Here is a 22,671-nt window from a genome sequence, read left to right on the forward strand (position 1 = left end):
AATTTTTAAAAAAAGTATTTAGGCTATAATAGTCTTGTCGGATGAATGAGCTCATATTTGACAATAATTTTAAAATAAAATTTAAAAGAGGTAAATCAGATGAAAACACGAAACCGTAAAAACGGCTATTCAGCCAACACAGCTAAACAATATGTAGATCAAAAACAAGCGATTCACTGCTTGAGTACTGAATTTGAAGCACAAATCAAGTTTGAAGATGGTCAACCAACTGGTGAGATTATCGGCCACAAAGCCTGGTTCACTCAAAAAGGTTTGCCACCATTCCAAGTCAAATTCGAATCTGAAGTTGCTCTTCCAGCATATTTAGCGATGGTTGATTTTGACAACCTTGAAGCTTGCGAAGTTGGTTACAATGTCTATTTCCGTGCTAATAATCTTAAAGAGGTTAAATAATGACTGATAAAGAGCTTGCTCAATACTTGCTCCAAGCCCTAAATATGGGACTTGGCAGTATTATGCAGGGAGAGACTAGCTACACTAATAGTTTTGATATTAAAATCCTGCAAGAAGGTTTTATGTTTATACCGAGACTACCATCGGGCTATATCATTGACGATGAACTTTATCAGAAGATTTTTCTGATTGCTAATGCTGCTCTCTATCCACGATATACAGTTCTCAAACAGAACTCTGCTTACTTTCTTTCTCTTGAAACTGATGATATCCACGTTCAAAGAGGATTATTTTTCCCTTGGAAATTAGGTATCTCTGAACGCTTAATAATTCCTGATTTAGATGAATTAGTAGGCAATCAAAAAGGGTATTTTATTCCAATCATGAAAAATCTTACTCTTGATTACAACAAAGTAACTTCGATGGCTATTGCAGGAAACAGTGGTTCTGGTAAGTCTTATGCTCTAACCTATTTTCTTAGCTTACTAAAAAATATTTCGGACTTGATTATTGTAGATCCAAAATTTGATACACCTTCCAGGTGGGCACGTGAAAATGGGATTGCAGTTTTTCATCCTCAGCGTAATCGCTCTAAGTCAGATTTTGTATCAGAAATTAATGAAAATCTAAGTTCAAGTTTGAATCTTATTCAAGAACGCCAAGAGATTCTATATGAAAATCCTGAGGAAGAATTTAAGCATTTAACAATTGTAATAGATGAAGTTCTAGCTCTTTCAGAAGGTGTCAATAAAACGATAAAAGAATCTTTCTTTTCCCTCTTATCCCAAATTGCTCTGCTAGGGCGAGCGACTAGGGTTCACCTTCTATTAGTTAGCCAACGTTTTGATCATAATACAATTCCGATTTCTGTTCGTGAGCAATTAAACGTACTAATCCAGATTGGAAATATCAATAAGAAAACAACACAATTTTTGTTCCCAGACTTGGATCCAGAAGGTATTGTTATCCCGATAGGGAAAGGTACAGGATTAATTCAAATCATTGATAATGAGCATCCATATCAAGTTCTTCCCTTGCTATGTCCAACGTATTACACTAAGAAAGGTATTTTATGATTGTTAAAACAAATTTCTTTCAAAGAACATTTAATATCACAGTTATCCTTCTAACCTATAGCTTGCTTTTCCTTTTAATTACATTAGGATTTAAACTCCTATATGATTTGATGGAAAATATTCAAAGTACATACTTATCTAATCTGTTTGCAACTATACGATATTGGATAAGTCAAGGTGAGTACTATACAAAAATCCTATCTATCCTCTTATCGTTAATTTCAGTAGCACTCATAATAATAGAGTTACTTCTGCGTTCTCTTTATGATACACCTGTCAACTACTTTAAATCTGCATATCAAACAATTCGACTAGCACAGTTTTTACGACAAGATGAGAATTCTCAACTAGCATTTTCAATTGATAACTCTTCTACTGTGACAAGGTTCAATCCTATTTTAAGAAAATTCAATAGAGCAACATCTAAGTGCGTTGTTGATGTAAGAAAAGATTCTGTGACGATTGTGATTAAGTATCCAAAGACGCAACAGGCTCAGAAATTATTGAGAGATATGGAAGCCTATATCAAAGAAGAAATTTCTAGTCGCAATCCAGACTATTATTTCTCTGCACCAGACAGGAAAGGAAATAAACTATGGTTTAAATCTACCAAGAGATACTAGTGGCAGTACTCGGTTCACGTAGTGAAGACCGAAAGTGCTGCCTTATCATAAAATCTAATTGACAGAACCAATGGGGTTACTACGACCCCCATTGGTTCAATAATCAATAATCACATGAATTGCAAAAACTTGGAAATTCTAATTGAAAGGAGGTATTCATGCCCAAAGATAAACGTTCGAATAAGTGGGCATTCCTGATTTATCAAGAAAGCGCGCCGGAAAATTATTTAGACGTCCTTGAAGAAATGCATATTCCATTTGTCCTGAGCCCTTGGCATGACAAAGACATCAACAAAGAAACTGGAGAATTTAAAAAAGCACACAAACACGGAGTTCTATTTTTCGAATCACTTAAAAGCTATACGCAGGTATCAGAGTTACTAACTGAGAAACTCAACACACCTTCTCACGTAGAAGTTGTCATGTCACCAAAAGGAATGTACGATTATTTCATACACGCAGAGAATCCTGATAAAACACTCTACAATATCGATGAAATTGAATCAGGTTGTGGTTTTGAATTGGAGCAATTTCTAATCACTAACAATAACGAACAATTTCTTTCAACTGTGATTGATATTATCGAAGTTCACAACTTTACTGAGTTTAACAATCTTGTTAGATATGCACGAGTTGAAAATCCTTCGCTGTTGAATCTCATCATTGATAAGACGTACTTTTTCGCAAAGTATCTGGATTCGCGTAGACACTCAAGTCATAGAAAAGGGAGTGAAAAATGACGAATAATGAACTCATAAAATTAAATCAAATTGAGCAGATTTTGAATTGTTTGCTAGCTTTGATGCAGAAACAAGAAAATACTCAAAAACATGTAAGTATACTTACTCAAAAAGAGCTGCTCTCGGTACTGAAAATTTCACCAAATACGTTGAAGTCTTGGGAGAAGACCGGACTAAGGCGTCTTGAACCACCGATTGAGGGAACTAGAACAGTGTTTTATAGAATAGAGGATGTACTGACCTATTTAACTCCTTGATTCTAAAAAAATGTGCTAAAATAGTAATATCACATAGAATAATGTGAGGTTGTTATTTTAGCCTTTTATATATATCCGAACGTGAAAGGCTACTATGCAGAAAGAAACTATCATTCACAACAATCGAAAAGTCATTAAAACTACCAAAAATAATGGAACTATTAGCTATACGCAACGTGGGGTGTATATTGGTGTAGATGTTAAGACTGGAAAAAAAGTTACATCATCTATAACTGCTAAAACTCTGAAAAGTCTGGACAGGAAAATCATTCAAGCTCGGATTGATTTTGAAGCAAAGGGATCAACTCTAAAAGAAACTTTGTTGATTAATAACTTCGAGGAATTAGCAGAAGCCTGGTTTGTCAGTTTTGTAACTTGGGTGACTTCTCAGAATACGATTAATCGAGTTCGAAGCTATCTTGACACCTATCTCATCCCTAAGTTTGGAGAATATAGGCCTGAAGAGATAAAATCTGCAGATATTCAGATTTGGGTTAATAAATTAGCCCAACAATCTAAAAAATCTGTTGAATCCGGTGTAAAGAAATCCAAAAAGGGACACGCAAAAGATTTCGGTGCAGTTATCTATAAACTCAGTGATATTTTCAATTATGGGATTACGAATTTCGAACTTTCTCATAATCCAGCTCGGACGGTAAAAATCCCTCCGAAACCGAAGGTGGTAAAGGAGAGAATCATGGTATTGCATGGAGAAGACTTGGCTACTTGGCTGAACTATCTTGATACTCTTCCTGATACTCGAGCAAATCGAAGATTTAAGGTTATCTGCGATACGTTACTAGCTTCTGCGCTTAGAATTAATGAGCTTCTTGCTTTAACGATTCATGATCTTGATTTTGATTCCAATGAAATTATCGTCAATAAAACGCTAATGTGGAAAGCTGGAGATAAGAAACTTGGAATCAAGGGTGAGATGATTTGCAAGAGCAGTGCTAAAACTGATGCTGGTAACAGGAGAGTTGCAGTTCCGAGACAAGTTTTGGATGACTTGAAAGCTTTTCATGCTGAGATGAGTGATTACTTTGTGAGTCATGATTTACCAACTGTGGACCTAATTTTCCCAACAATTTACGGTAACTATATGTGTGATAGAAATGAACGTGCAACGCTTAAAAAGCGTTTGACTGAGTTGGGACTGCCAAACTATGGCTTCCACCTTTTCCGTCATACACATGCTTCTTTGATGCTGAATGCTGGTGCAAACTGGAAAGAGCTCCAGATAAGAATGGGCCATAAGTCGATCAAAACGACAATGGACACTTATGCTGAATTAGCACCGAAAAAGAAGGCAGAAGCAGTTGAAATCTACCTCAAAGAAATTGCAAAATTGACGGCATAGCAAAATGACTACATTTATGACTACATTTTCTATAGAATAATCTAAAAACATTGATATGACGGTGTTTAAAGGGTGCTAAAATAACATTCACAACCTTTACAGAAGTTAAATAAGCACACCTAACTCAAAACGCCTTACTGGGCGTTTTTTGCTTTATTGGTTAGCAATCTATAACTTTTCAGGAGAGATTTATGGCATTTTATCTTTGGATGTTCCCGCTACTCTTTATCTTTCACGATATGGAAGAAATTATCGGTCTTGTCCCTTGGATTCATCTCAACGAAACCTTGCTGGCTCAAAAGGCTCCAGCTATTCTTAAAATCCACAAAGGAATTACAACAGAGGGATTTGCTCTTGCTGTTTTTGAGGAGTTTCTCATTGTCTTAACCATCACTTTATTAGCGTATTTTAGTCAATCTAGAGCGCTCGAATTAGTTTGGCTAGGAGGATTTGTGGCCTTTGCGCTCCATCTCTTGCTTCACATTGGACAATCAATTCTTCTTCGCAAATATATTCCTGCTCTCATCACTTCTATCCTTTGTTTTCCTATCAGTGCTTATTTGATTACAGACATTGTACATTTATGGCGAGTTTCGACTAGCGAATTTTTCCTATTTTCACTGGTCGCTTCAGGCATCGTCGTCATCAATCTCCTCTTTGCTCTCTGGCTTGGGAAAAAGTATTCCGCCTGGCTTGCCCATCACCATTAACAAAAGTTCCTTGCAATTTCATTTTGCAGGGAATTTTTTTATCCTCCTTCTCAGTTAAGAAGTGTTCTATAGTTTTTTAAGACAAAGCAAAAAGCCCACTGTTGTAGGCTTCTTACAATATAAATTCTTATCTTAAAGCATCTTGTTGTAGAATTCAACGACAAGTGCTTCGTTGATTTCTGGGTTGATTTCGTCGCGTTCTGGTAAGCGAGTCAATGAACCTTCCAATTTTTCAGCGTCGAATGATACGAATGCTGGACGTCCAAGAGTAGCTTCTACTGCTTCAAGGATTGCTGGAACTTTCAATGATTTTTCACGAACTGAGATCACTTGACCTGGAGTTACGCGGTATGATGGGATATCAACACGTTTTCCGTCAACAAGGATGTGACCGTGGTTTACAAATTGACGAGCTTGACGACGAGTAGTCGCAAGACCAAGACGGTAAACAACGTTATCCAAACGACGTTCCAAAAGAAGCATGAAGTTGAAACCTAGGATTCCGCCTTTGATTTTTGTAGCTTGTACGAACAAGTTACGGAATTGCTTTTCACCTACACCGTAAGTGAAACGAAGTTTTTGTTTTTCAGCCAATTGCAAACCGTATTCTGACAATTTAGAACGGTTGTTTGGTCCGTGTTGTCCTGGTACGTAGTTACGACGTGCCAATTCTTTACCTGTACCTGTAAGTGAAAGGCCAAGGCGACGAGCTTGTTTCCAAGATGGTCCTGTATAACGTGACATGTGTATGTCCTCCTGATATAAATAATATTTCGGTGGAAATAGTCACTTAGAAAGCCCTGATTCGTGCAGATGCCCTTCGCCTAAACAGCCAAGGTTACTTGTCATAAGACACCTGTTGACGAGCTTCATGCTTTCCTGCTGCTATTTCACACAAAGACTATTGTACCATGAAAAGCTAGATTTGTAAAGGGATTTATAAGTTGAACTAAATTATTTTAATATTGCAGTGTCAACAAACAGCACTCCCTCTATCTTTCTAAGTGGTTTTTTAGAATGAAAATAGAGTGAGGAACATCTGAAAAGACCTGACTTAAAAATTCTAGATGTTGCTTGTCTTCACTATTCAAAGATACAGTATGTTTTACATTTACAGTGCCATCATTATTCTCAATAATTTGATGACCAAAAAGAATATCACCGAATGGAGTTGCCGTTTTATCCCAAAATTCTTCAAGAGGTTTTACAAGCGTGAGCTGATATTCCATAGGGGGCATTCCTTCGAGTTCCATAGTTCCGTATGAACCCGTCTCAAATCCACCTTTTAATGTAATATTTTTTAAATCTTCTTCCCAATCATACCACTTTTCAATATTTTCATAGTAGGCCCATACATCTTCTTTTGATGCTCTTATGTTTAAACTAAAACTAAATTCCATTTTGACACTCCTTTTAATATAAGTGTACTTATTATAAAACAACTTATAATGTTTGTCAAATGATTTTTCATCATAGCATTAGCATTTCTTCTAAATGGGCTACCTGCTTTGGTTCTGCTTTTCATACTGATAAAATGGGATAAGAACGATGTCTTGGTCGTATGGCTTGATATTCGCTCTCTTATTTAGCCATTTAGGCAATAGTGCAATTCCTTTCCCGTTTTCAACTAAGCTGATAATATTCTCAAAAGAATCAATTTCTACAACTGATTTTAAATGAGTAAACTTCATTAAGCTTTGTTTTCTAAAAGGGCAATTTTTATCTTTATTAACGAATATAGGCATTTCCTCAGTAGCCTTTATATTGCTCGAACAAGCATAAACTGACTCGATATGCCCAATAATCTCATCATAATGCTTTAAATTTTCAATTTTTTGAAAGCAAAAAATTTTATCAAAGTCTTCCTGATGAGCAATGATTGGTATATCCGAAGTTTTTTGGATATTGATCTCACTTTTATTCAAATCAATTGTTTGTGAATTATTAATATCGTGATTAAATAACAATTCTGAAATTAAGATGGATATTTTCGAGGTTTCACATTTCTTTTTTAATTTCTCTAAATTGTTAGAAGTTTCCTTACAAAATTGATAAAATAAGTCTCCACTTTCTGTCGGGACTAAACCATTATATTTTCTGTAAAATAATTTCGTATCTAATTCAGTTTCAAGCACTTTCAATCTAGCGCTGAGATTAGATTGTGCATATTGTAAGATCTTTGAACTTTTGTTTATTGATCTTGTCTCATAGATCGTCACAAAAATGCTCATATCATTAAAATTCATTTAAAACACCTTATCACTTTTTGTGATAATTATATCATTTTTAAGTATTATTCAACATGATATAAATCATTTATACTGTGAATAGTTAATTAGAAAAGAGGTACCGCAATGCAAGCAATGCAATATACTATAAAATTACCAGCAGATTATGATATGGATATCATTAGACAACGTGTCCGAAATACAGGTCATTTGATGGATGGATTCGACGATTTGTTTTTCAAAGTTTATTTAATCTCTGAAAAATCTGAAGGCCAATTATTTAACAGTTACTGTCCGCTATATATTTGGAAAAATACCAACGGAATGACAAAATTCATATTTGATGGCTACTTTGATCATATTTTAAATTCGTTTGGCTGGCAAAATATTGAAATCGGAATAACTTCATCAGTCGAAATATCTGATCATTTTGACTCAAGTAAATATGCTACATTAGAAGTCATTGATATAGAAGAATCTGAAAGTTTAAAATCCTTTACCATTCACGAGCAAATGCAAAACAACGAAAGTGGCAAAGCCGTTATTTTCAATCCTGATAAATGGAAAAAATGTATCTTTACTTTTTATACCAATAAACCCGACACACAACTACCAACATTTGAAATTTTGCACATTTCACAATAAGCGCTTATGATAAGTTATAGGGAAACGCCTGAGTAAACACTTCTTCAGTATTTTGCACACTATGATAGTATACTTGCTCTTCCCAAAATTGTATGACCTTTACTGTCATTGGCTAAATGAAAAAATCGTTACGACATGTAACGATTTTTTGGCTATGCTATTAACTCAATTCGGCGATAATAGCCTTGAGCTTGTCTTTGGTGTAAACACTAGCCCCGTATAAATCTGACACCCCTCTAGTGTCAGATTTGAAATCACCTGATTTATCAACCATTCTAGCAACTGTGTCATCTTGTAAGAGACCAAGGTAAATTCGATTAGCTAGATTTCCTGATTTACTTGTAGATTGTTGAACCTCATGAATTAATCCATACTCTGTGAGTTGCTTCTTAATTCTTAATAGAGTAGATTTTGAACAGTTAAGGATCTTCATCAATCCAATTATTCTTGAAAGAAAGATCTAGTCTATCTTTAAGCATAGCATAAGCGGCTTTTGCATCTAACCTCATATCTTCATAAATAGGATTTTCAAACAAAACCTTTGGTAAGGCATAAAAGCGATCAGATGTCTGATAATGGCTGGCACTAATAAACTGAATTTGTCTCATCAATTACACCTCTTTCAGTCTAAAGTCACCGTTCACGTTAAATCCTATCAATCCAAAGGCCTCAAGTTCTTCTATACTTGCTATTATTTCTTTTCGTGTTGAACCTGTTTCCTTCATCAAAAACTGGATTATCATCTCTCTTGAAATTCTCTCCTTACTTTTTCGTCTCATAATTTTACCTCCCAAAACACAAAAAAGAGCTAACGGAATTTTCCGTTAACTCAATATTTTCTATTTACCTCAAAACCTAGACACTTACTACGGCTTTATTTCAAATTAAGACTGAATGTAAACTTGCTTCCTAAGCCATATTGACTTTCTGCTGTGATTTCGCCACCAAGCTGATGGGCTAGTTCGCGTGCGATCGCAAGACCTAAGCCATGTCCACCTGTCTTCATATTACGCGAAGTTTCTACACGATAAAGTCGTTTAAAGATCTTTTCCAAATCTTCAGGAAGGATCCCCTGACCCTCGTCTTTCACACTGATTGTCAGCTCTTGTTCTGTTAATTGGGCAAGAACCTCGATTCTGGTTCCTGGTTCTGAATATTTAAAGGCATTGTTTAACAAATTGACCAGAATGCGAGAAAGTTTGTCAGAATGGCTCTTGATTTTCGCTGACTCAGGTGACACTTGAATGTAAACATCCCGCTCCTCTTGTTCAATCTGGAGTTGAAATTCACTCATTGACTCAATTAGCAATTGATCTAAAAAGACCTCTTCGACTTCTTCATCAGCAGTATCTTGAGGTTGTGTGTTAAGAGTCAAAACATCCAATTCCTCCACTAGCTTATTTAGACGCTCAGTTTGCCGACCAATCGTGGCTAAGTAGTGGAGCCGCTCCTCTTCCTTAATCACTCCATCTAGAATTCCCTCTACAGTAACCTGAATGGAGGTAATGGGAGTTTTAATATCGTGAGAGAGCTGCGCAATCATCATTCTCTTTTCTTGCTCGCTCTCATCAAGTGATTGAAAGGTAGCTTGCAAATTGTGAGACATGTCATTAAAAGCCTGGCCCAGCTCTTGAAATTCTAATGGGCCCTTGGTTTCGATTTCTGTGCTGAAATCCTTGCTTGCTATATCCTGAGCTTGTTTTTTCAAATGTTTCAGAGAAGAGAACACAGGCGACAAGAGAAAGATGCTCACTGCAGCGCCAATGAAACTAGCAATCAAGGTCATTCCAACTAGAAAGTAAACTTCACTTTTCTCGATCAACATTCGTTGGACTGCCCAGAAAACGACCAAAATCGTTAGTAGAGTCGACACTAGATACCCCACTAAAATATAGTTTTTTAATTTCATTTTCTACCTCTTGGTCTTTCCATCTTATAGCCCAAACCCCAGACAGTTTTGATAGCAGGAGCATTGGAATTCGTATACTTGGTCAACTCTTGCCTCAAAGCATGGATATGAACATTGAGTGTATTGGTATCATCCACATAGTCCTCTTGCCATACCTTCTCGTAAAGTTCCGTCTTTGAAAAGACTCTCTCGGGATTGCTGGCTAATATCCATAGAAGTTCAAAGGATTTTACTGTCAATTCCAAAGGTTGCTCCCCAATGCGAACTTCATGAGTCACATGGTTGATTACCAAGTCACCAAACTCGATCTGTTCTGTCTCTCCTCCACGGCTAAGGCGACGCAAGATATTATTCACTCTTAAAACCAATTCGCGTGGGCTAAAGGGTTTGACTATAAAATCATCTGCCCCCAAACTTAATCCATAAATCTTATCCTGTTCGCTTGTCTTAGCAGTTGTAAAGAGGAAGGGTTGATCCGGAGCGATATACTGAACTTCACTGATAAAATCATAACCATCCATATTGGGCATCATAATATCTGTGATAATGAGGTCGATAGATTTTTTTCTGAAAAGTTCTAATCCCTCCTTACCATCATGGGCGACCAAAACATCGTAACCTGCCTGTATAAGATAGCGGTTTTGAATATCTAAAATATCTATCTCATCATCAACCAGCAAAATTGTCTTTTTCATCTGACACTCCTTCGATAAAAACAGTGTTATACTTGCTTTAGTATAACACTATTTTCTCTAATGTTTCAATGATTTGAATCTTAATCTTCTCGTTTGGTTGTCAAACCCAAGAGTCCAACAAGACCTGCCAAGGCTAGACCAAAGATACCAAGGCCAGCTGTAGCCGTTTTAGCTTCCCCAGTATTTGGTAACATAGCTTTATCATCTTTTTTCATCATATTAGCCATCGGGCTAGAAGCTGGTTGATTAACCTTCATATCTGACATATGGTGATTTGTACCCATCATACCCTCAGTCGTACCTGTAGAGCCTGTTTCAGAAGGCTTCGTATTCATCTGACCTTGTTGAGATGGTATTGTCGCCATTTCTTTTCCACGAAGCTGAATCGTTACTTGACGAGTAGCAATCAGATTGGTCAAATCAGGTTTGCCATCTTTAGAACCATAGACTTTAACAGTAGCTAGGTATGTATGTGTTCCGTTAGCTCGAAGTTGATCCAGCAAGGCCTGACCATCTTTGCCAACCGTATTGCCATTCAAATCCACTTCGTAGAAATATTGACCTTTAGCCAAGCCTTCAAGTGGCAATAGAGCAGGATTTTTAGCTGTTCCGTTGTCTGACCATGGGGCTTTGTCTGAAGCTTTTAACAAGAGGCGAGTCAACATACCATCTCCACCAAAAGCTTCGTATGGAATAACTTGGTTAACACCTGCCAAGAATGGACCTGGAACATTTGCTTTTTCAAGGTAGCTAGCCGGAACATCAATGCTATTTTTGATGTTATTAGCAACAGAGTCTTTAACCTGATTTGGTGTGGTTGAAGTGTTCAAATTAACAGTCAAATCTTTAGTCGCTACCAGATTAGTTAAGTCAGGCTTGCCATCTTTTGCACCGTACACCTTAATAGTAGCTTTATAGCTTTGTGTACCATTTTGTTTCAAGAGGTCAAGCAACTCTTTATCAGATTTTCCTTGGGTGCCGGCCAAGTCCACTTCGTAGAAGTAAAGGCCTTTGCCCAATTTCTCTACTGGTGGGAGAGCGGGATTTTTAGCTGTTCCGTTGTCGGACCATGGAGCCTTATCAGATGCTTTCAAGATAAGGCGAGTCAACATGCCATCACCAGCGAAGAATTCGTATGGAATGACTTGGTTGACACCAGCTGTAAATGGACCTGGGAAATTAGCTCTATCCAAGTAAGAAGCTGGGACATCTACTGTATCTTTGGTGTTTTCGGCCACACCTTTTTGCACTTCAGCTGGAGTGGTCAAACCATTCAAATTAACAGTCAAATCTTTAGTCGCTACCAGATTGTTCAAGTCTGCCTTGCCATCTTTTGCACCGTACACCTTGATGGTGGCCTTATAACTTTGAGTGCCGTTTTGTTTTAAGAGGTCAAGAAGCTCTTTATCAGATTTGCCTTGGGTGCCGGCCAAGTCCACTTCGTAGAAGTAAAGGCCTTTGCCCAATTTCTCTACTGGTGGGAGAGCGGGATTTTTAGCTGTTCCATTGTCTGACCACGGAGCCTTATCAGATGCTTTCAAGATCAGGCGAGTCAACATGCCATCACCAGCAAAGAATTCGTATGGAATGACTTGGTTGACACCAGCTGTAAATGGACCTGGGAAATTGGCTCTATCCAAGTAAGAAGCTGGGACATCTACTGTATCTTTGGTATTGTCAGCCACACCTTTTTGCACTTCAGCTGGGGTGGTCGCTGGTTGCGCTTCACTGGCTTCACGGTCTTGTCCAGAAACTGTAGACGCAGGACTTTCCACAGGTTTAACTGCATCTTCTGTTTGTTTCTTAGAGTCAGGTTGTGCTTGCACTTCTTCTTTTGGTGCTACTGCCGGCTCTTTAGCAGTTGCGTCCACTTTTTCTGAAGAGCTTGTCGGATCCAAACTTGCTTTAGGTGTTGGAATAAACTGTTCTGAAGGAAGAGCTACATCGACTGCTTTTTTGAGAATCTCTGCTGGTAAGTCGCTCTTTTCACTCACCGAAGTTGCGTCTGGCACGACTTGGGCAGGAGTCGGATTGACGATATCAGCGCGTGCAGAACTTGGTTGACCGACTAGGACAAAGAAGCCACTAGCCACAACAACTGAAGCAACACCGACACTGAGACGGCGAATAGACCAACGAGTATATCTCTGATTTGGATTGAATTTCATAGGATTCTCCTTAGAGTTTTCTTTTTTTTGATGACTCTAGTATAATCTCCTAAAATTAAAAAGGATTAAGAAAAAGTTAAAATTTTTCTTAAATCCCTCTTATAAAATACTTATATTGACTCGTTAATTATTTGGAAAGAGAGTAGCCCTTCCTCTCCTACTCACTTAGCTCTGCCAAGGTGTCCAAATGTTGGTTATTAATGACGGCCATGATGTAGGCATCTGCCTTCAAGAGGTCATTGGGTCCGAATTGGACATCCAGAGGAGCATTTTCGTAGGAACGAAAGCCAAGTACGTTGAGGTTGTATCGCCCACGTAAATCTAGCTGACTGAGACTTTTACCTACCCACGATTGAGGGATTTTCATCTCGACAATCGATACATTCTTGTCTAGCTGAAAGACGTCTACGCTGTTATGAAAGAGGATGGTCTGTGCCAATGAGCGTCCCATTTCAAACTCTGGTGAGATGACTGCGTCCGCGCCAATTTTTTCTAGAACCTTTTTAGCTGTATGGCTTTTGACCTTGGCAATAACGGTCGGCACTCCTAGACTCTTGCAGTGCATAACCGCGAGAACACTGGACTCCAGATTTTCACCCGTTGCGACAACTACGGTATCACAGGTGTCAATCCCCGCTGATAGAAGGAGTTCTTCATCCGTGATATCTCCAACTACCCCACGCGCCAGCACAGGTTCAAATTGATTAATGCGTTCCTCGTGGTCATCAATAGCAATGATATTCATGTCATGCTTGGCTAGGGCAGCCAAAACACTGCTCCCAAAAATTCCCAAGCCTAAAATTCCAATTGTCCGATCTGACATCGTTCTTCCTTTCTTATCCGATAGTGATATCTGCTTTCATATAGTGAATCGTATCTTTCTTGTCTGGCTGGTATTCTGCTACACTGACCAGTAGTGTCAAGGGACCAATACGGCCGATAAACATCAATAACATAACGATGCTGAGGGCTATCTGGCCTAGCTCTGGTGTTAAATTTGCCGTCACCCCAACTGTCGCAAGGGCTGAAATGGTCTCAAACATGAGGTAGATAAAGCGCGGATTTCCCTCTGCTGTTATTCCTAGCAGGATCAAGCCCAGCAAGAATGTTAGCAAGAAGATAATAAAGACACTGAAAGATTTTTGCACAGTTCGGGGTTCAATGGTCCTCCGAGCCACATTGGCATGAGGCAAGCCCAATAGTTCGCTACGAGCAAAGACCAACAAGACAAAGAAGGTCGTAATCTTGAGCCCCCCTGCTGTCCCTCCAGGCGCTCCGCCCAGAAACATCTGTAGGATATAGATGAACAAGGTAACTGGTCGAGCCTGGGTGTAGTCAATGGAAGCAAAACCTGCCGTTCTCATACTAACTGTTTGGAAAAAGCTAACCAGCACTTTCTCTGGAGCGCTGAGATTTCCAATCGTTCCAGGATTGTTCCACTCGATGAACAAAGTCGATACGGTTCCAAAGAGCAGAATTCCCGCCGTTAAAAAGAGAACCAACTTGGTATGGAAACGCAGGCGGCGTTTTTTCTTTTTCCCAAACTGGGTCGCTAGGTCAAACCAGACCATAAATCCTAGACCACCCGTGATAATCAAACCTGCAATCACTAGATTGATCAAGGGGTCCGTTTGAAAAGCTACCAAACTCGTACTTCCAAAATTATCAAATCCAGCATTACAGAAGGCTGAAATAGCCAAAAAGATAGAGGTTAACACCCCTCGGCCCCAGCCAAATTCAGGAATAAAGCGAAAACTCAAGAGAAAGGCACCAATTCCTTCCACCAGAAAAGTCGTCAGAAAGATCGATCGGATGAAGTCCTTTAGAGACTGGGTTTCTCCATAAGCAAAACTTTCTTGAATAGTCTCACGGCCACGAAGACTGAGCTTTTGCTTGCCTTGGATGTAAAAGATTCCGATAAAGGTCATGAGCCCCAAACCACCAATCTGGATCAAGATCATACAGATCAACTGGCCCCAGATATTGTAAGTAGACGCCACTGGCTGGGTAAAGAGCCCTGTCACACAGACCATAGACACAGTCGTAAAGAGATGGTCAAAGTAGGTCGCTTGTGACGTTCCTGCTTGCACAAAGGGGAGGCTTAAAAGAAGCGAGCCTAAGAAGATCACTAGGGCAAAACTTAAAAAGATGCGACGGGCTGGCGACAAGCGTCCCAGTATCGTCTTGATTTTTTCCAAAAATGATTTGAATAACATAGCTACATTCTACCATAAAAACAGTCAGAACACTCACATGTGGTGCACAATGGCAAGACAGAGTTCGAGTGCCTTATCAAAAGCTTCTGAGCCCCAGTCACGACTGTCGTAGTTGTCTAAATCTGCTAAGGAATCTGCGGTAAAGAGCAATTCCCCCCAGACAACTCCACGTAGCTGAGCTACTGCCGCTAGAGCCGAGCACTCCATCTCCACAACAGCACAACCTTCTTCCTTACGATAGGCAACCTTTTCAGCCGTCTCTCGGTAAAAACCATCTGTCGTCCAGGTCATAACTTCCTCATAAGGAATGCCTCTTTGCTCCAAGATTTGCTCAATGGCAGAGATAGCCTCAATCTGCATCTCCATATAACGAGAAGGCGCTACATAGTGGTAGCTGGTCCCCTCATCTCGCAGAGCGCGAACAGGGACGAGAAAGGCATTCTCCTCTATATCAGCTAGGACGCCACAGGTTCCAGTGGAAATGATTTGCTCCACACCATAACCAATCAACCAATCCATAAACTGGGCCGCTGGGGCAGAACCTACGGGCGCCTGGGCCAGACAAATCTCCTCGCCCTTGTAGTTGAGGACGTAGACTGGATAAGTCTTGGTGGCAGAAACGAACTCACCAACACAATCCGCTCCTACTTCCTGAGCGTAGAGGTCAATCGCTTCCTCCAAAAACGCATAGATGCACTTCTTTGGCAACTTTAAATCCAGCCCCTCATGTGTTGGCATAAGGACCGCCTGGGGATTATCATCAAACTCTAAAATGGGAATCGCATGCTTCTGAATCATAGCCCACCTCCTCTAATTTTGTACTATTGTATCAAAAGCTGACGAAGTGTCAAGGAGTTGTCTTTAGCAAGCCAGAAAACTCCTCTTCCATACATTTAAGAAATCGTTGCTCTGCTGGAGAGGTCGGTTTCTGTTTTAGTAAAGTGATTGAGGACTATCACCAAAATACCAAATTCAATAATAAAAAAGCACGAATCTGCATCAGGTAATGTATACCCTTTTATATTATCTTGTACAAGAAGCCAAACCAATAGAATCTAGCCTCCATTTTGTCTAGGCCTACTCTATTTCCACAAACCACCTAAAATCTGTTTTTCTAATAAGTCTAGGTCTTCTTCTTTTATTTCTCCATTGTCGCTAACGACATAAAGCTGAGCGAAGTAAGCAAACAATGGACCAACACAAATACGAACCATTTGAGGAATCGTTATCTCTGGATTTACACGTGGATCTGCCAGCAATTCTTTATGAAGCACTCGAAGTTTATCTTGAATAGCATTCCAGATAAAAATCTGTTCATTTTTTAGTTTTTTATTTGAAAAACTCTCCTGCAGAATGATTTTCATCAAAGCACGATTTTTTTTGAGATAGCTCATACGATCGTGGACGAGATAACGAACCCTCTCTTCTGTCGTTTCAAAAGCTAAGAGTTCCTCAAAAAAACTACCGAAAATGCTTGGGACTACAGGATGTAAAATAGCCGTCAGTAGATCATCCTTCGTCTTAAAATACTTAAACAAAGTTGCCTGGCTTAGTCCAGCACGCTCAGCTATGTGAAGAGTTGAGGTCCCATGGTAACTCCTAGTTGATATGAGATCCACTGCTGCCTGCATGATTTTTTTCTTTCCTTGAGGGTAATTCGCTTCTTCTAAGTAATCTTCAAACGATTCAAAAACAGTCTTATCCATCTAATCTTCACACCTTTTTAGCATTATTTATGTTGATTTCTAAACTTTACGATAACGACGCAATCCAACAATATTGAGAATTGTTAAAATAATCAAGAAAATCATTAAAACACCAAGATTTGGCAAAATATCACCAAGATTGTGTCCGTAAAGAATAATCTGGCTTATTGCATCACCAGAATAGGTTAATGGCAAAAATTTCCCCACAGTTGGAGCCCACTCTCCCATGGATGACAATGGAATAATCCCTGAGAAAAAGAGTTGAGGCATAATCACGAGAGGAATAAATTGCATCATTTGGAATTCTGATTTTGCTAGAGTAGACAAGAGAATTCCAAAAGCTAGTGCTACAAGAGCCAGTACCACATTAACTATTATAACATTTAAAATATTTCCTACAACTTCTACATCTAGTAGCCAAATTGCTGCTAAGACGACAACTGCCGTTTGAAAAATCGCAATAATACCGTAAGACAACATATAGCCATAGACAATTTCAGATCGTTTCACTGGTGTTGCTAACAAACGTTCTAGTGTTCCACTGGTGCGCTCTTTCAAAAGCGCCATACCTGAAATCAAAAAGACAAAGAAGAAAACTACAAAACCTATCAAAACCGGAATCATACTGGTAAAGAAGCTTGTATTTTCATCTCCATACTGGTAAGACTCCTTGATTACTGGTGTTTTTGCGTCCGAGTCCAATTGTGGAAGAGCTTGTTTAACACGAGATACTAACTGATCGGTGCCTTCACTGGCGATACTCGTTCGTAACACTTGTCGTATCATAGATGTTTTGGAGGCGTCTGTGTTTGCGTAGTCGACCTGGTACTCACCGTTTTTATAAGAAATCACAGCATCGACTTTTTCATTTGCTAGCGCTTCTTTGGCTTGATCTAAGCCTTGATAAGTCTCGACGTCTACATGATCGAGCTCATCCATTTTCATTACCAAACCAGTTGGTAGATCTTGTGTTGCCAACTTGACATTCACGGTTGTACTAGCTGAAAACATGAGGTTCATCAACCACATGATAAAAACAGGTGCTATAAACATCAGGGCTAGAGTTCGTTTGTCACGAAGTAATTCTTTGATGACTTTTTTTGCAATCGCTATTGTTCTCATTTTACTCACCTTCTGCTTTTAAAAATACTTCTTCAATACTTGAAACTTGATAACTTTCTTTTAAGTGTTGCGGTGTATCAAAAGCAATGATTTTTCCGCCTAATAATAAGCCGACCTTATCCGTCAACTCTGCTTCATCCATAACATGGGTAGTAACTAATATCCCTACCCCATTGTCTCTAAGCGCGAATAATTCTTTCCAGATTTTCTTTCGAAGAGAAGGGTCGATTCCAACTGTCGGTTCGTCCAAAATCAAGAGTTGAGGATTTCCTAACAGCGCGATAGCAAGAGACAAACGCCGTTTCATTCCTCCAGAATAACCAGATACCGCCTTGTTTAAGTAGTCTGTCAGATCTACTACTTGAGCTATATGAGCAATTTCCGCCTTTAGGTCTTTTTTAGAAAGCCCCTTTAGCTGACCAAAAAATTCCAGATTTTCTTGGCCTGACAAGGACTCGTATAAAGCATCTGATTGGGCCATATAGCCAATATCTCCTAAAATATGGCGATTGGGCATAGTGTGATTTAACACTAAAGCTACGCCTCCATCAGCCTTTTCCATTCCTAACGTAGTCTTAATCATAGTTGATTTACCAGCACCAGACGGACCAATTAATCCTATAATTTCTCCTGGCTGCAATTCAAAGCTGACATGATTCAGAACTATTTGATGGTCAAAAGATTTTACTAAATCTTGTAAATGTAGTAATGTTTTCATTTACTTTCTCCTTGGTGAGCGATTACTCACTTACTAAATATAAACCTATTATAGTGAGCAATCACTCACTTGTCAAGAAAAAATCTGAATTTTTTTAAAAATAAAGCACCAGATATTATTATCTGATGCTTATAATGGATAGCTATTGCTTTTAGAGCTGTTTCTAAATCTCTTTTCGATACTCTGAAATGGTCTTTCCTGTCCACTTTTTAAAGGCCTATTCTTCCTCTGCTTTTCTCAGCCAATCCTACCATCGTCATTGCTATCGCAACTCTAATGACCTTGGCGATGGAAATTCATTTTACTCATTTTTATATGAAACAGACTAAGAAATTTTCAAGACCTAATTGGGAGTTGTTTTAGCTATAATCCATCTCTCAAACATAAAAACTCTCCCTTCTCTTTCGAGAAAGGAGATTCTTTTTTATCCTCGTCCGCCAGGGGCTGGACCGCCAGGACCACCATTTCCTTGAGGGCCTTCATTTGGTCCACCGCCTCCAGGCATAGAGTTGACGATTTCCGTTTGTTTTTCGCCGTTGAGATAGATATCCCCGCCTGTGTAGGTCGCTGTTCCATCAAAGTCAAAACCTGTTTGACCAATCATTTTAATGGTTCCACCTGTAACCGTGATATCCCCGTTTGAGTCGATTGGGTCTGTATCCCCTTGACCAACTTCTACTGTCAGGTTCCCACCGTTCATGGTAAAGAAAATCTCACTTTGTTGAGCATTTTTGTTAGCCGCATTGACACCATCATCTGTCGCATAGACATTTATATCGCCGTCGTTTATGGTGATGGATTTTCCTTCTATCCCTTCTGTTGAATTCTTGACGGTATAGGTACCGCTATCAATCACTAGGTTACCAGAAGCGTGAATTCCATCATCTCCTGCTGTGACTGTGATATTGTTGTTGGATAGGTACATGGTTCCGACTGAAGTATCCTCGTCATTGTCCACCTTTACGCCATCTTCTTTGGCATCGATGGTCATAGTCGTACCAGTGATGTTGAGTTCATCATTAACATTAAAGGCATCGCCAACTGCTGTGATGTTATAGGTTCCACCCGTGATATGGAGGGTGTCATTGGCCTTGATACCATTGTTCTTCTTGCCATCTACATTGAGAGTTCCTTTCCCGTTGATGGTCAAATCTACCTTAGAAAAGAGAGCTGCGTCTGCATTTTCGTCGCTGTTAGAGCTTGAGTCAGAGAGACTGTTGGTAGTTCCCTCTGCTAGAGTTAGGTAGACATGACCGGCTGATGTCGCTGAAATTGCTGCATCTGTATTGGTCATACTTGCACCTTTTAGGACTAGGTGAACATCTGCAGACTTATCTGCCTCGACCTTGATCTGCACTCCGTCAGACTGACCTGAAATCACATAGGTTCCAGATTTTGTGATGGTCACTGTTGATTCAGAGACTGTCACCCCATCTCCAGAGACGTTTGCTGATGAGCCAGATAACTCAATCTTAGAAGCTGTGCTTTCGTCATAAGAAGTATCATTGTCCTTCTCTGTAAAATAGGAAGATTGGTTTGTCTTTGTTGCAGTTGTTGTGGCACTATTAGTCGTTGCATTAGCATTGGATGTAGTTGTTGACTGGGCACATGCTGCCATCAGCACCATTGCCGTTAAACTCGTTGCGAGTAGGGTCCATTTCTTTGATTTCATAGCTTTTTCCTCTCCTTCGTATGATATAGCTAGACAGTCTACAGAAGATTCCTGAAACAAAACTAAAACTTTTCTGAAAGTTTCCTTAAATTCAGTTTCAGTTAAGTTTCGCTTAATAAAACTTTTAGAAATGTCCTCTAGACTTGTTCCAAGCAAGTTTACCTTGTTTAATCTATGATTTATCTGAAGGAGAAAGACTTATGAAACCCCTAGAAACAAGCTTTGAACGGATCGAAACCAAGTACATGGTTTCTAAAACAGACCTACACGATTTAATAGAAGATTTGAAAGACTACCTCATCGAGGACGACTATCCGACTTCGACTATTTCCAATATCTACTTTGACACAGAAGATTTTCAGCTCATCCAAGACTCCTTGCAGGATCAGCATAAGAAGGAAAAAATCCGTATGCGGACCTATCTCGCACAGCCAAACGCTGACAGCCCCGTCTTTCTAGAAATCAAGTCCAAAGACGAAGCCGGTATCGGTCACAAGCACCGCGTCCTATCCCAGTCAGATACCATAACCCAGCTCATCACCAAGGGTTGGGGAGGACACCTGATCAAAGATAGCTTTCTGGTAGCAGAGGTTCAAAAGCTACGTCAACGTTACAGCAAGGCTCTCAAACCACGTATCTATATCTCTTATGACCGTTTTTCACTAAAAGAAAAAAAGAAAATCCAAGGATTCCCCTACCAGAAAATTCGTGTTACTCTTGACCAAAACTTGACCTATCGTGATAAACAGATCTGCCTATTTGCTGACAAAAAAGGCCTGCCTCTCTTAGAAGACGACCTGGTCATCATGGAAATCAAAGCGCCTGGTGACAAACCGCAATGGCTACAGGATATCCTTGATAAGTATGGTCTGGTAGAGCAAAAATTTTCAAAATACTCCTGCGCCTACCATAAATCACAAGGACTAGCCTATGCCCCACAACCTATCGGAGAAAGTGTAGGTAATGCTTATGTCTAACCTTTTTAACTCTATTTTCAACGACGCAACCGCCACTGCTGACCCCCTCCAACTCCTACTCGCCCTTGTCATCAGCCTTTTTCTAGGACTAGCACTCAGCTGGGCCTACAAGCAGCGGACTCTTTACACACGGGAATTTGTCATCAGTTTGACCCTTTTACCTTGTTTGATGACGCTGGTCATCTTCCTCGTCAATGGCAGTCTCGGAACGTCGATTGCAGTAGCAGGGACCTTTAGTCTCATTCGTTTCCGTTCTGCCACGAGTGGCTCTCGAGAGCTAATCGCTATCTTTCTAGCCATGATCATCGGTCTGGCGGCAGGGACAGGCTACCTTCTCTTAGCCGTTCTCTTCACGGTCTTTATCCTAGGTATTTGGCTCCTTTTGGAAAAACAACAGAGCAAGAGCAATCACCAACGTCGTAGACTCTTAACCATCACACTTCCCAATAAAGAAGACCGCCTAGATACTATTCAGATCGCGCTGGATCAATTTTGCACCGAGTCTGACCTTATCTCAGTAGATACCAGCAACTCTGGTAAATCCTTGCAAACCGTCTACGAAGTCGATCTCAATCCTCAAGTAGACGACTTTCAACTGACGAGCTACCTGACAAGCAAGATTTCCCAGTGCGATGTTTCCTTGACTAAAAAAGCCAAAAAGAAGAAAAATTTATAAGAATTAAACTCATAAAAAGAACAGCTTGGGCTGTTCTTTTTAGTTTTCTTTTACTGGGATTTCCTTGATAACACGCGCAGGATTGCCAGCTAGGACGACATTGTCTCCAAAGGACTTGGTAATCACGGCCCCTGCTCCAGCGACGACGTTATTGCCCAGTGTCACTCCAGGAAGGACAATGACGCCACCTCCAGCCCAGAAATTATCTCCAATGGTGATGGGCTTGCCATATTCGACACCTGAATTGCGTTCATCCGGATCCAGTGGATGGAGTGGGGTTAAAAACTGACAGTTGGGGCCAAGCATGGCGTTGTCTCCGATGCGAATCGGACAAACATCCAGCATGGTCAAATTCCAATTAGAATAAAAATTTTCCCCTAGATGTATATTGACTCCATAATCGACCACCAAGCGTGGATTGATATAAAGATTTTGCCCAGTTGAGCCAAACCAAGTCTTGATCATCTCCGCCCCTTTCAAGGGATCTAACTCCTGGTTGAAATCCGCCTGCTTCTGACGTGCTGTCTGAGCCAAGGCCCGCAACTCGGGATCAAAGGGATGATAGGGTTCTCCCGCTATCATTTTCTGGTATTCACTGGTCATCTTATCACCTCACAATTAGTTTGAGGCCATCATATCAAAAAGACTTTGAAAGGTCAAGAATAAGCCGGTCTAGGACTTCTTTCTAGACTCTCGAAACCATTCCCCATCCTAACTCAAAACAACTTACTTGACAAAAGCTTGACTTCATGGTTTAAT

General features: G+C 39.7%; 25 protein-coding genes and 2 pseudogenes. 11 read left to right on the forward strand and 16 right to left on the reverse strand.

The window, feature by feature from the left end; all coding sequences use genetic code 11:
* Positions 1 to 99 precede the first annotated feature (99 nt).
* The 7 genes from I6H78_RS04865 to I6H78_RS04895 all read left to right on the forward strand — a co-directional run bounded on the left by I6H78_RS04865 (position 100) and on the right by I6H78_RS04895 (position 5,180).
* Entirely contained in the window at positions 100 to 414 is a 315-nt protein-coding gene (locus tag I6H78_RS04865; protein WP_198458970.1) for a hypothetical protein, read from the forward strand.
* Positions 414 to 1,490 carry an ATP-binding protein gene (locus tag I6H78_RS04870; protein WP_198458971.1) on the forward strand — a complete coding sequence of 359 codons (1,077 nt, stop codon included), beginning with the start codon at positions 414 to 416 and terminating at the stop codon, positions 1,488 to 1,490. Before I6H78_RS04865 ends, I6H78_RS04870 begins: the two co-directional genes overlap by 1 nt.
* Positions 1,487 to 2,113, forward strand: coding sequence for a hypothetical protein (locus I6H78_RS04875; RefSeq protein WP_198458972.1), 627 nt, complete (start codon positions 1,487 to 1,489; stop codon positions 2,111 to 2,113). Before I6H78_RS04870 ends, I6H78_RS04875 begins: the two co-directional genes overlap by 4 nt.
* Before the next feature lie 158 nt (positions 2,114 to 2,271).
* Positions 2,272 to 2,853: a replication protein gene (locus I6H78_RS04880; protein WP_084925272.1), complete on the forward strand. Its 582-nt coding sequence runs from the start codon at positions 2,272 to 2,274 to the stop codon at positions 2,851 to 2,853.
* Positions 2,850 to 3,110, forward strand: coding sequence for a helix-turn-helix transcriptional regulator (locus I6H78_RS04885; RefSeq protein ID WP_198458973.1), 261 nt, complete (start codon positions 2,850 to 2,852; stop codon positions 3,108 to 3,110). The genes I6H78_RS04880 and I6H78_RS04885 overlap by 4 nt, the downstream gene beginning before the upstream one ends.
* A 94-nt stretch (positions 3,111 to 3,204) precedes the next feature.
* Entirely contained in the window at positions 3,205 to 4,470 is a 1,266-nt protein-coding gene (locus I6H78_RS04890) for a tyrosine-type recombinase/integrase (protein ID WP_198458974.1), read from the forward strand.
* A 191-nt stretch (positions 4,471 to 4,661) separates the two neighbouring features.
* Positions 4,662 to 5,180 carry an HXXEE domain-containing protein gene (locus I6H78_RS04895; RefSeq protein ID WP_198458975.1) on the forward strand — a complete coding sequence of 173 codons (519 nt, stop codon included), beginning with the start codon at positions 4,662 to 4,664 and terminating at the stop codon, positions 5,178 to 5,180.
* Between the two features lie 132 nt (positions 5,181 to 5,312).
* On the opposite strand, the gene rpsD is transcribed toward I6H78_RS04895, so the two are convergent.
* The 3 genes from rpsD to I6H78_RS04910 all read right to left on the reverse strand — a co-directional run bounded on the left by rpsD (position 5,313) and on the right by I6H78_RS04910 (position 7,426).
* Positions 5,313 to 5,924 (reverse strand): 30S ribosomal protein S4, encoded by a 612-nt coding sequence (gene rpsD / locus I6H78_RS04900; protein ID WP_000092756.1) that lies wholly within the window; start codon positions 5,922 to 5,924, stop codon positions 5,313 to 5,315.
* 248 nt (positions 5,925 to 6,172) lie between these two features.
* Positions 6,173 to 6,580, reverse strand: coding sequence for an SRPBCC family protein (locus tag I6H78_RS04905; RefSeq protein WP_198458976.1), 408 nt, complete (start codon positions 6,578 to 6,580; stop codon positions 6,173 to 6,175).
* 99 nt (positions 6,581 to 6,679) lie between these two features.
* Positions 6,680 to 7,426, reverse strand: coding sequence for a LysR family transcriptional regulator (locus tag I6H78_RS04910; RefSeq protein ID WP_001010303.1), 747 nt, complete (start codon positions 7,424 to 7,426; stop codon positions 6,680 to 6,682).
* Positions 7,427 to 7,534: 108 nt separating this feature from the next.
* Between I6H78_RS04910 and I6H78_RS04915 the strand changes: the two genes are divergently transcribed.
* Positions 7,535 to 8,053 (forward strand): DUF4865 family protein, encoded by a 519-nt coding sequence (locus I6H78_RS04915; RefSeq protein WP_001148704.1) that lies wholly within the window; start codon positions 7,535 to 7,537, stop codon positions 8,051 to 8,053.
* 220 nt (positions 8,054 to 8,273) lie between these two features.
* On the opposite strand, the pseudogene I6H78_RS04920 reads toward I6H78_RS04915, so the two are convergent.
* The 11 genes and pseudogenes from I6H78_RS04920 to I6H78_RS04970 all read right to left on the reverse strand — a co-directional run.
* A pseudogene (locus tag I6H78_RS04920) lies at positions 8,274 to 8,661 on the reverse strand (replication initiator protein A); the annotation flags it as partial.
* Positions 8,662 to 8,664: 3 nt separating this feature from the next.
* Positions 8,665 to 8,832 (reverse strand): hypothetical protein, encoded by a 168-nt coding sequence (locus I6H78_RS04925; protein WP_002892762.1) that lies wholly within the window; start codon positions 8,830 to 8,832, stop codon positions 8,665 to 8,667.
* A 95-nt stretch (positions 8,833 to 8,927) separates the two neighbouring features.
* Positions 8,928 to 9,962 (reverse strand): sensor histidine kinase, encoded by a 1,035-nt coding sequence (locus I6H78_RS04930; RefSeq protein WP_000769389.1) that lies wholly within the window; start codon positions 9,960 to 9,962, stop codon positions 8,928 to 8,930.
* Positions 9,959 to 10,657, reverse strand: a complete 699-nt coding sequence (locus tag I6H78_RS04935; protein WP_000751223.1) for a response regulator transcription factor — start codon at positions 10,655 to 10,657, stop codon at positions 9,959 to 9,961. The genes I6H78_RS04930 and I6H78_RS04935 overlap by 4 nt, the downstream gene beginning before the upstream one ends.
* A gap of 80 nt (positions 10,658 to 10,737) precedes the next feature.
* Positions 10,738 to 12,825, reverse strand: a complete 2,088-nt coding sequence (locus tag I6H78_RS04940; RefSeq protein WP_198458977.1) for an SSURE domain-containing protein — start codon at positions 12,823 to 12,825, stop codon at positions 10,738 to 10,740.
* A 157-nt stretch (positions 12,826 to 12,982) separates the two neighbouring features.
* On the reverse strand, positions 12,983 to 13,648 hold the full coding sequence (locus I6H78_RS04945) for a potassium channel family protein (RefSeq protein ID WP_129313739.1): 666 nt from the start codon (positions 13,646 to 13,648) through the stop codon (positions 12,983 to 12,985).
* 13 nt (positions 13,649 to 13,661) lie between these two features.
* Positions 13,662 to 15,041 (reverse strand): TrkH family potassium uptake protein, encoded by a 1,380-nt coding sequence (locus I6H78_RS04950; protein ID WP_198458978.1) that lies wholly within the window; start codon positions 15,039 to 15,041, stop codon positions 13,662 to 13,664.
* Positions 15,042 to 15,074: 33 nt separating this feature from the next.
* Positions 15,075 to 15,839: a nucleoside phosphorylase gene (locus I6H78_RS04955; RefSeq protein WP_198458979.1), complete on the reverse strand. Its 765-nt coding sequence runs from the start codon at positions 15,837 to 15,839 to the stop codon at positions 15,075 to 15,077.
* A 284-nt stretch (positions 15,840 to 16,123) separates the two neighbouring features.
* Entirely contained in the window at positions 16,124 to 16,747 is a 624-nt protein-coding gene (locus tag I6H78_RS04960) for a TetR/AcrR family transcriptional regulator (RefSeq protein WP_198458980.1), read from the reverse strand.
* Between the two features lie 39 nt (positions 16,748 to 16,786).
* Positions 16,787 to 17,869: an ABC transporter permease gene (locus tag I6H78_RS04965; RefSeq protein ID WP_198458981.1), complete on the reverse strand. Its 1,083-nt coding sequence runs from the start codon at positions 17,867 to 17,869 to the stop codon at positions 16,787 to 16,789.
* 1 nt (position 17,870) lies between these two features.
* Positions 17,871 to 18,587, reverse strand: a complete 717-nt coding sequence (locus tag I6H78_RS04970) for an ABC transporter ATP-binding protein (protein ID WP_070657289.1) — start codon at positions 18,585 to 18,587, stop codon at positions 17,871 to 17,873.
* A gap of 228 nt (positions 18,588 to 18,815) precedes the next feature.
* Here I6H78_RS04970 and I6H78_RS09450 point away from each other — a divergent pair.
* Positions 18,816 to 18,950 (forward strand): annotated as a pseudogene (locus tag I6H78_RS09450) (low temperature requirement protein A); the annotation flags it as partial.
* A gap of 61 nt (positions 18,951 to 19,011) precedes the next feature.
* On the opposite strand, the gene I6H78_RS04975 reads toward I6H78_RS09450, so the two are convergent.
* Entirely contained in the window at positions 19,012 to 20,259 is a 1,248-nt protein-coding gene (locus tag I6H78_RS04975) for a carbohydrate-binding domain-containing protein (RefSeq protein ID WP_198458982.1), read from the reverse strand.
* 200 nt (positions 20,260 to 20,459) lie between these two features.
* On the opposite strand from I6H78_RS04975, the gene I6H78_RS04980 reads away from it, so the two are divergent.
* Complete coding sequence (locus tag I6H78_RS04980; RefSeq protein WP_198458983.1) at positions 20,460 to 21,236, forward strand: polyphosphate polymerase domain-containing protein; 777 nt, start codon at positions 20,460 to 20,462, stop codon at positions 21,234 to 21,236.
* A complete protein-coding gene (locus I6H78_RS04985) occupies positions 21,229 to 21,912 on the forward strand; it encodes a DUF4956 domain-containing protein (RefSeq protein ID WP_198458984.1) in 684 nt (227 codons plus the stop codon). Before I6H78_RS04980 ends, I6H78_RS04985 begins: the two co-directional genes overlap by 8 nt.
* Positions 21,913 to 21,951: 39 nt before the next feature.
* Here the strand turns inward: I6H78_RS04985 and I6H78_RS04990 are convergent, their stop codons facing one another.
* Complete coding sequence (locus I6H78_RS04990; RefSeq protein ID WP_198458985.1) at positions 21,952 to 22,515, reverse strand: sugar O-acetyltransferase; 564 nt, start codon at positions 22,513 to 22,515, stop codon at positions 21,952 to 21,954.
* Positions 22,516 to 22,671: the final 156 nt, after the last annotated feature.

This window comes from Streptococcus oralis (genome assembly GCF_016127915.1).
Classification (GTDB): domain Bacteria; phylum Bacillota; class Bacilli; order Lactobacillales; family Streptococcaceae; genus Streptococcus; species Streptococcus oralis_BO.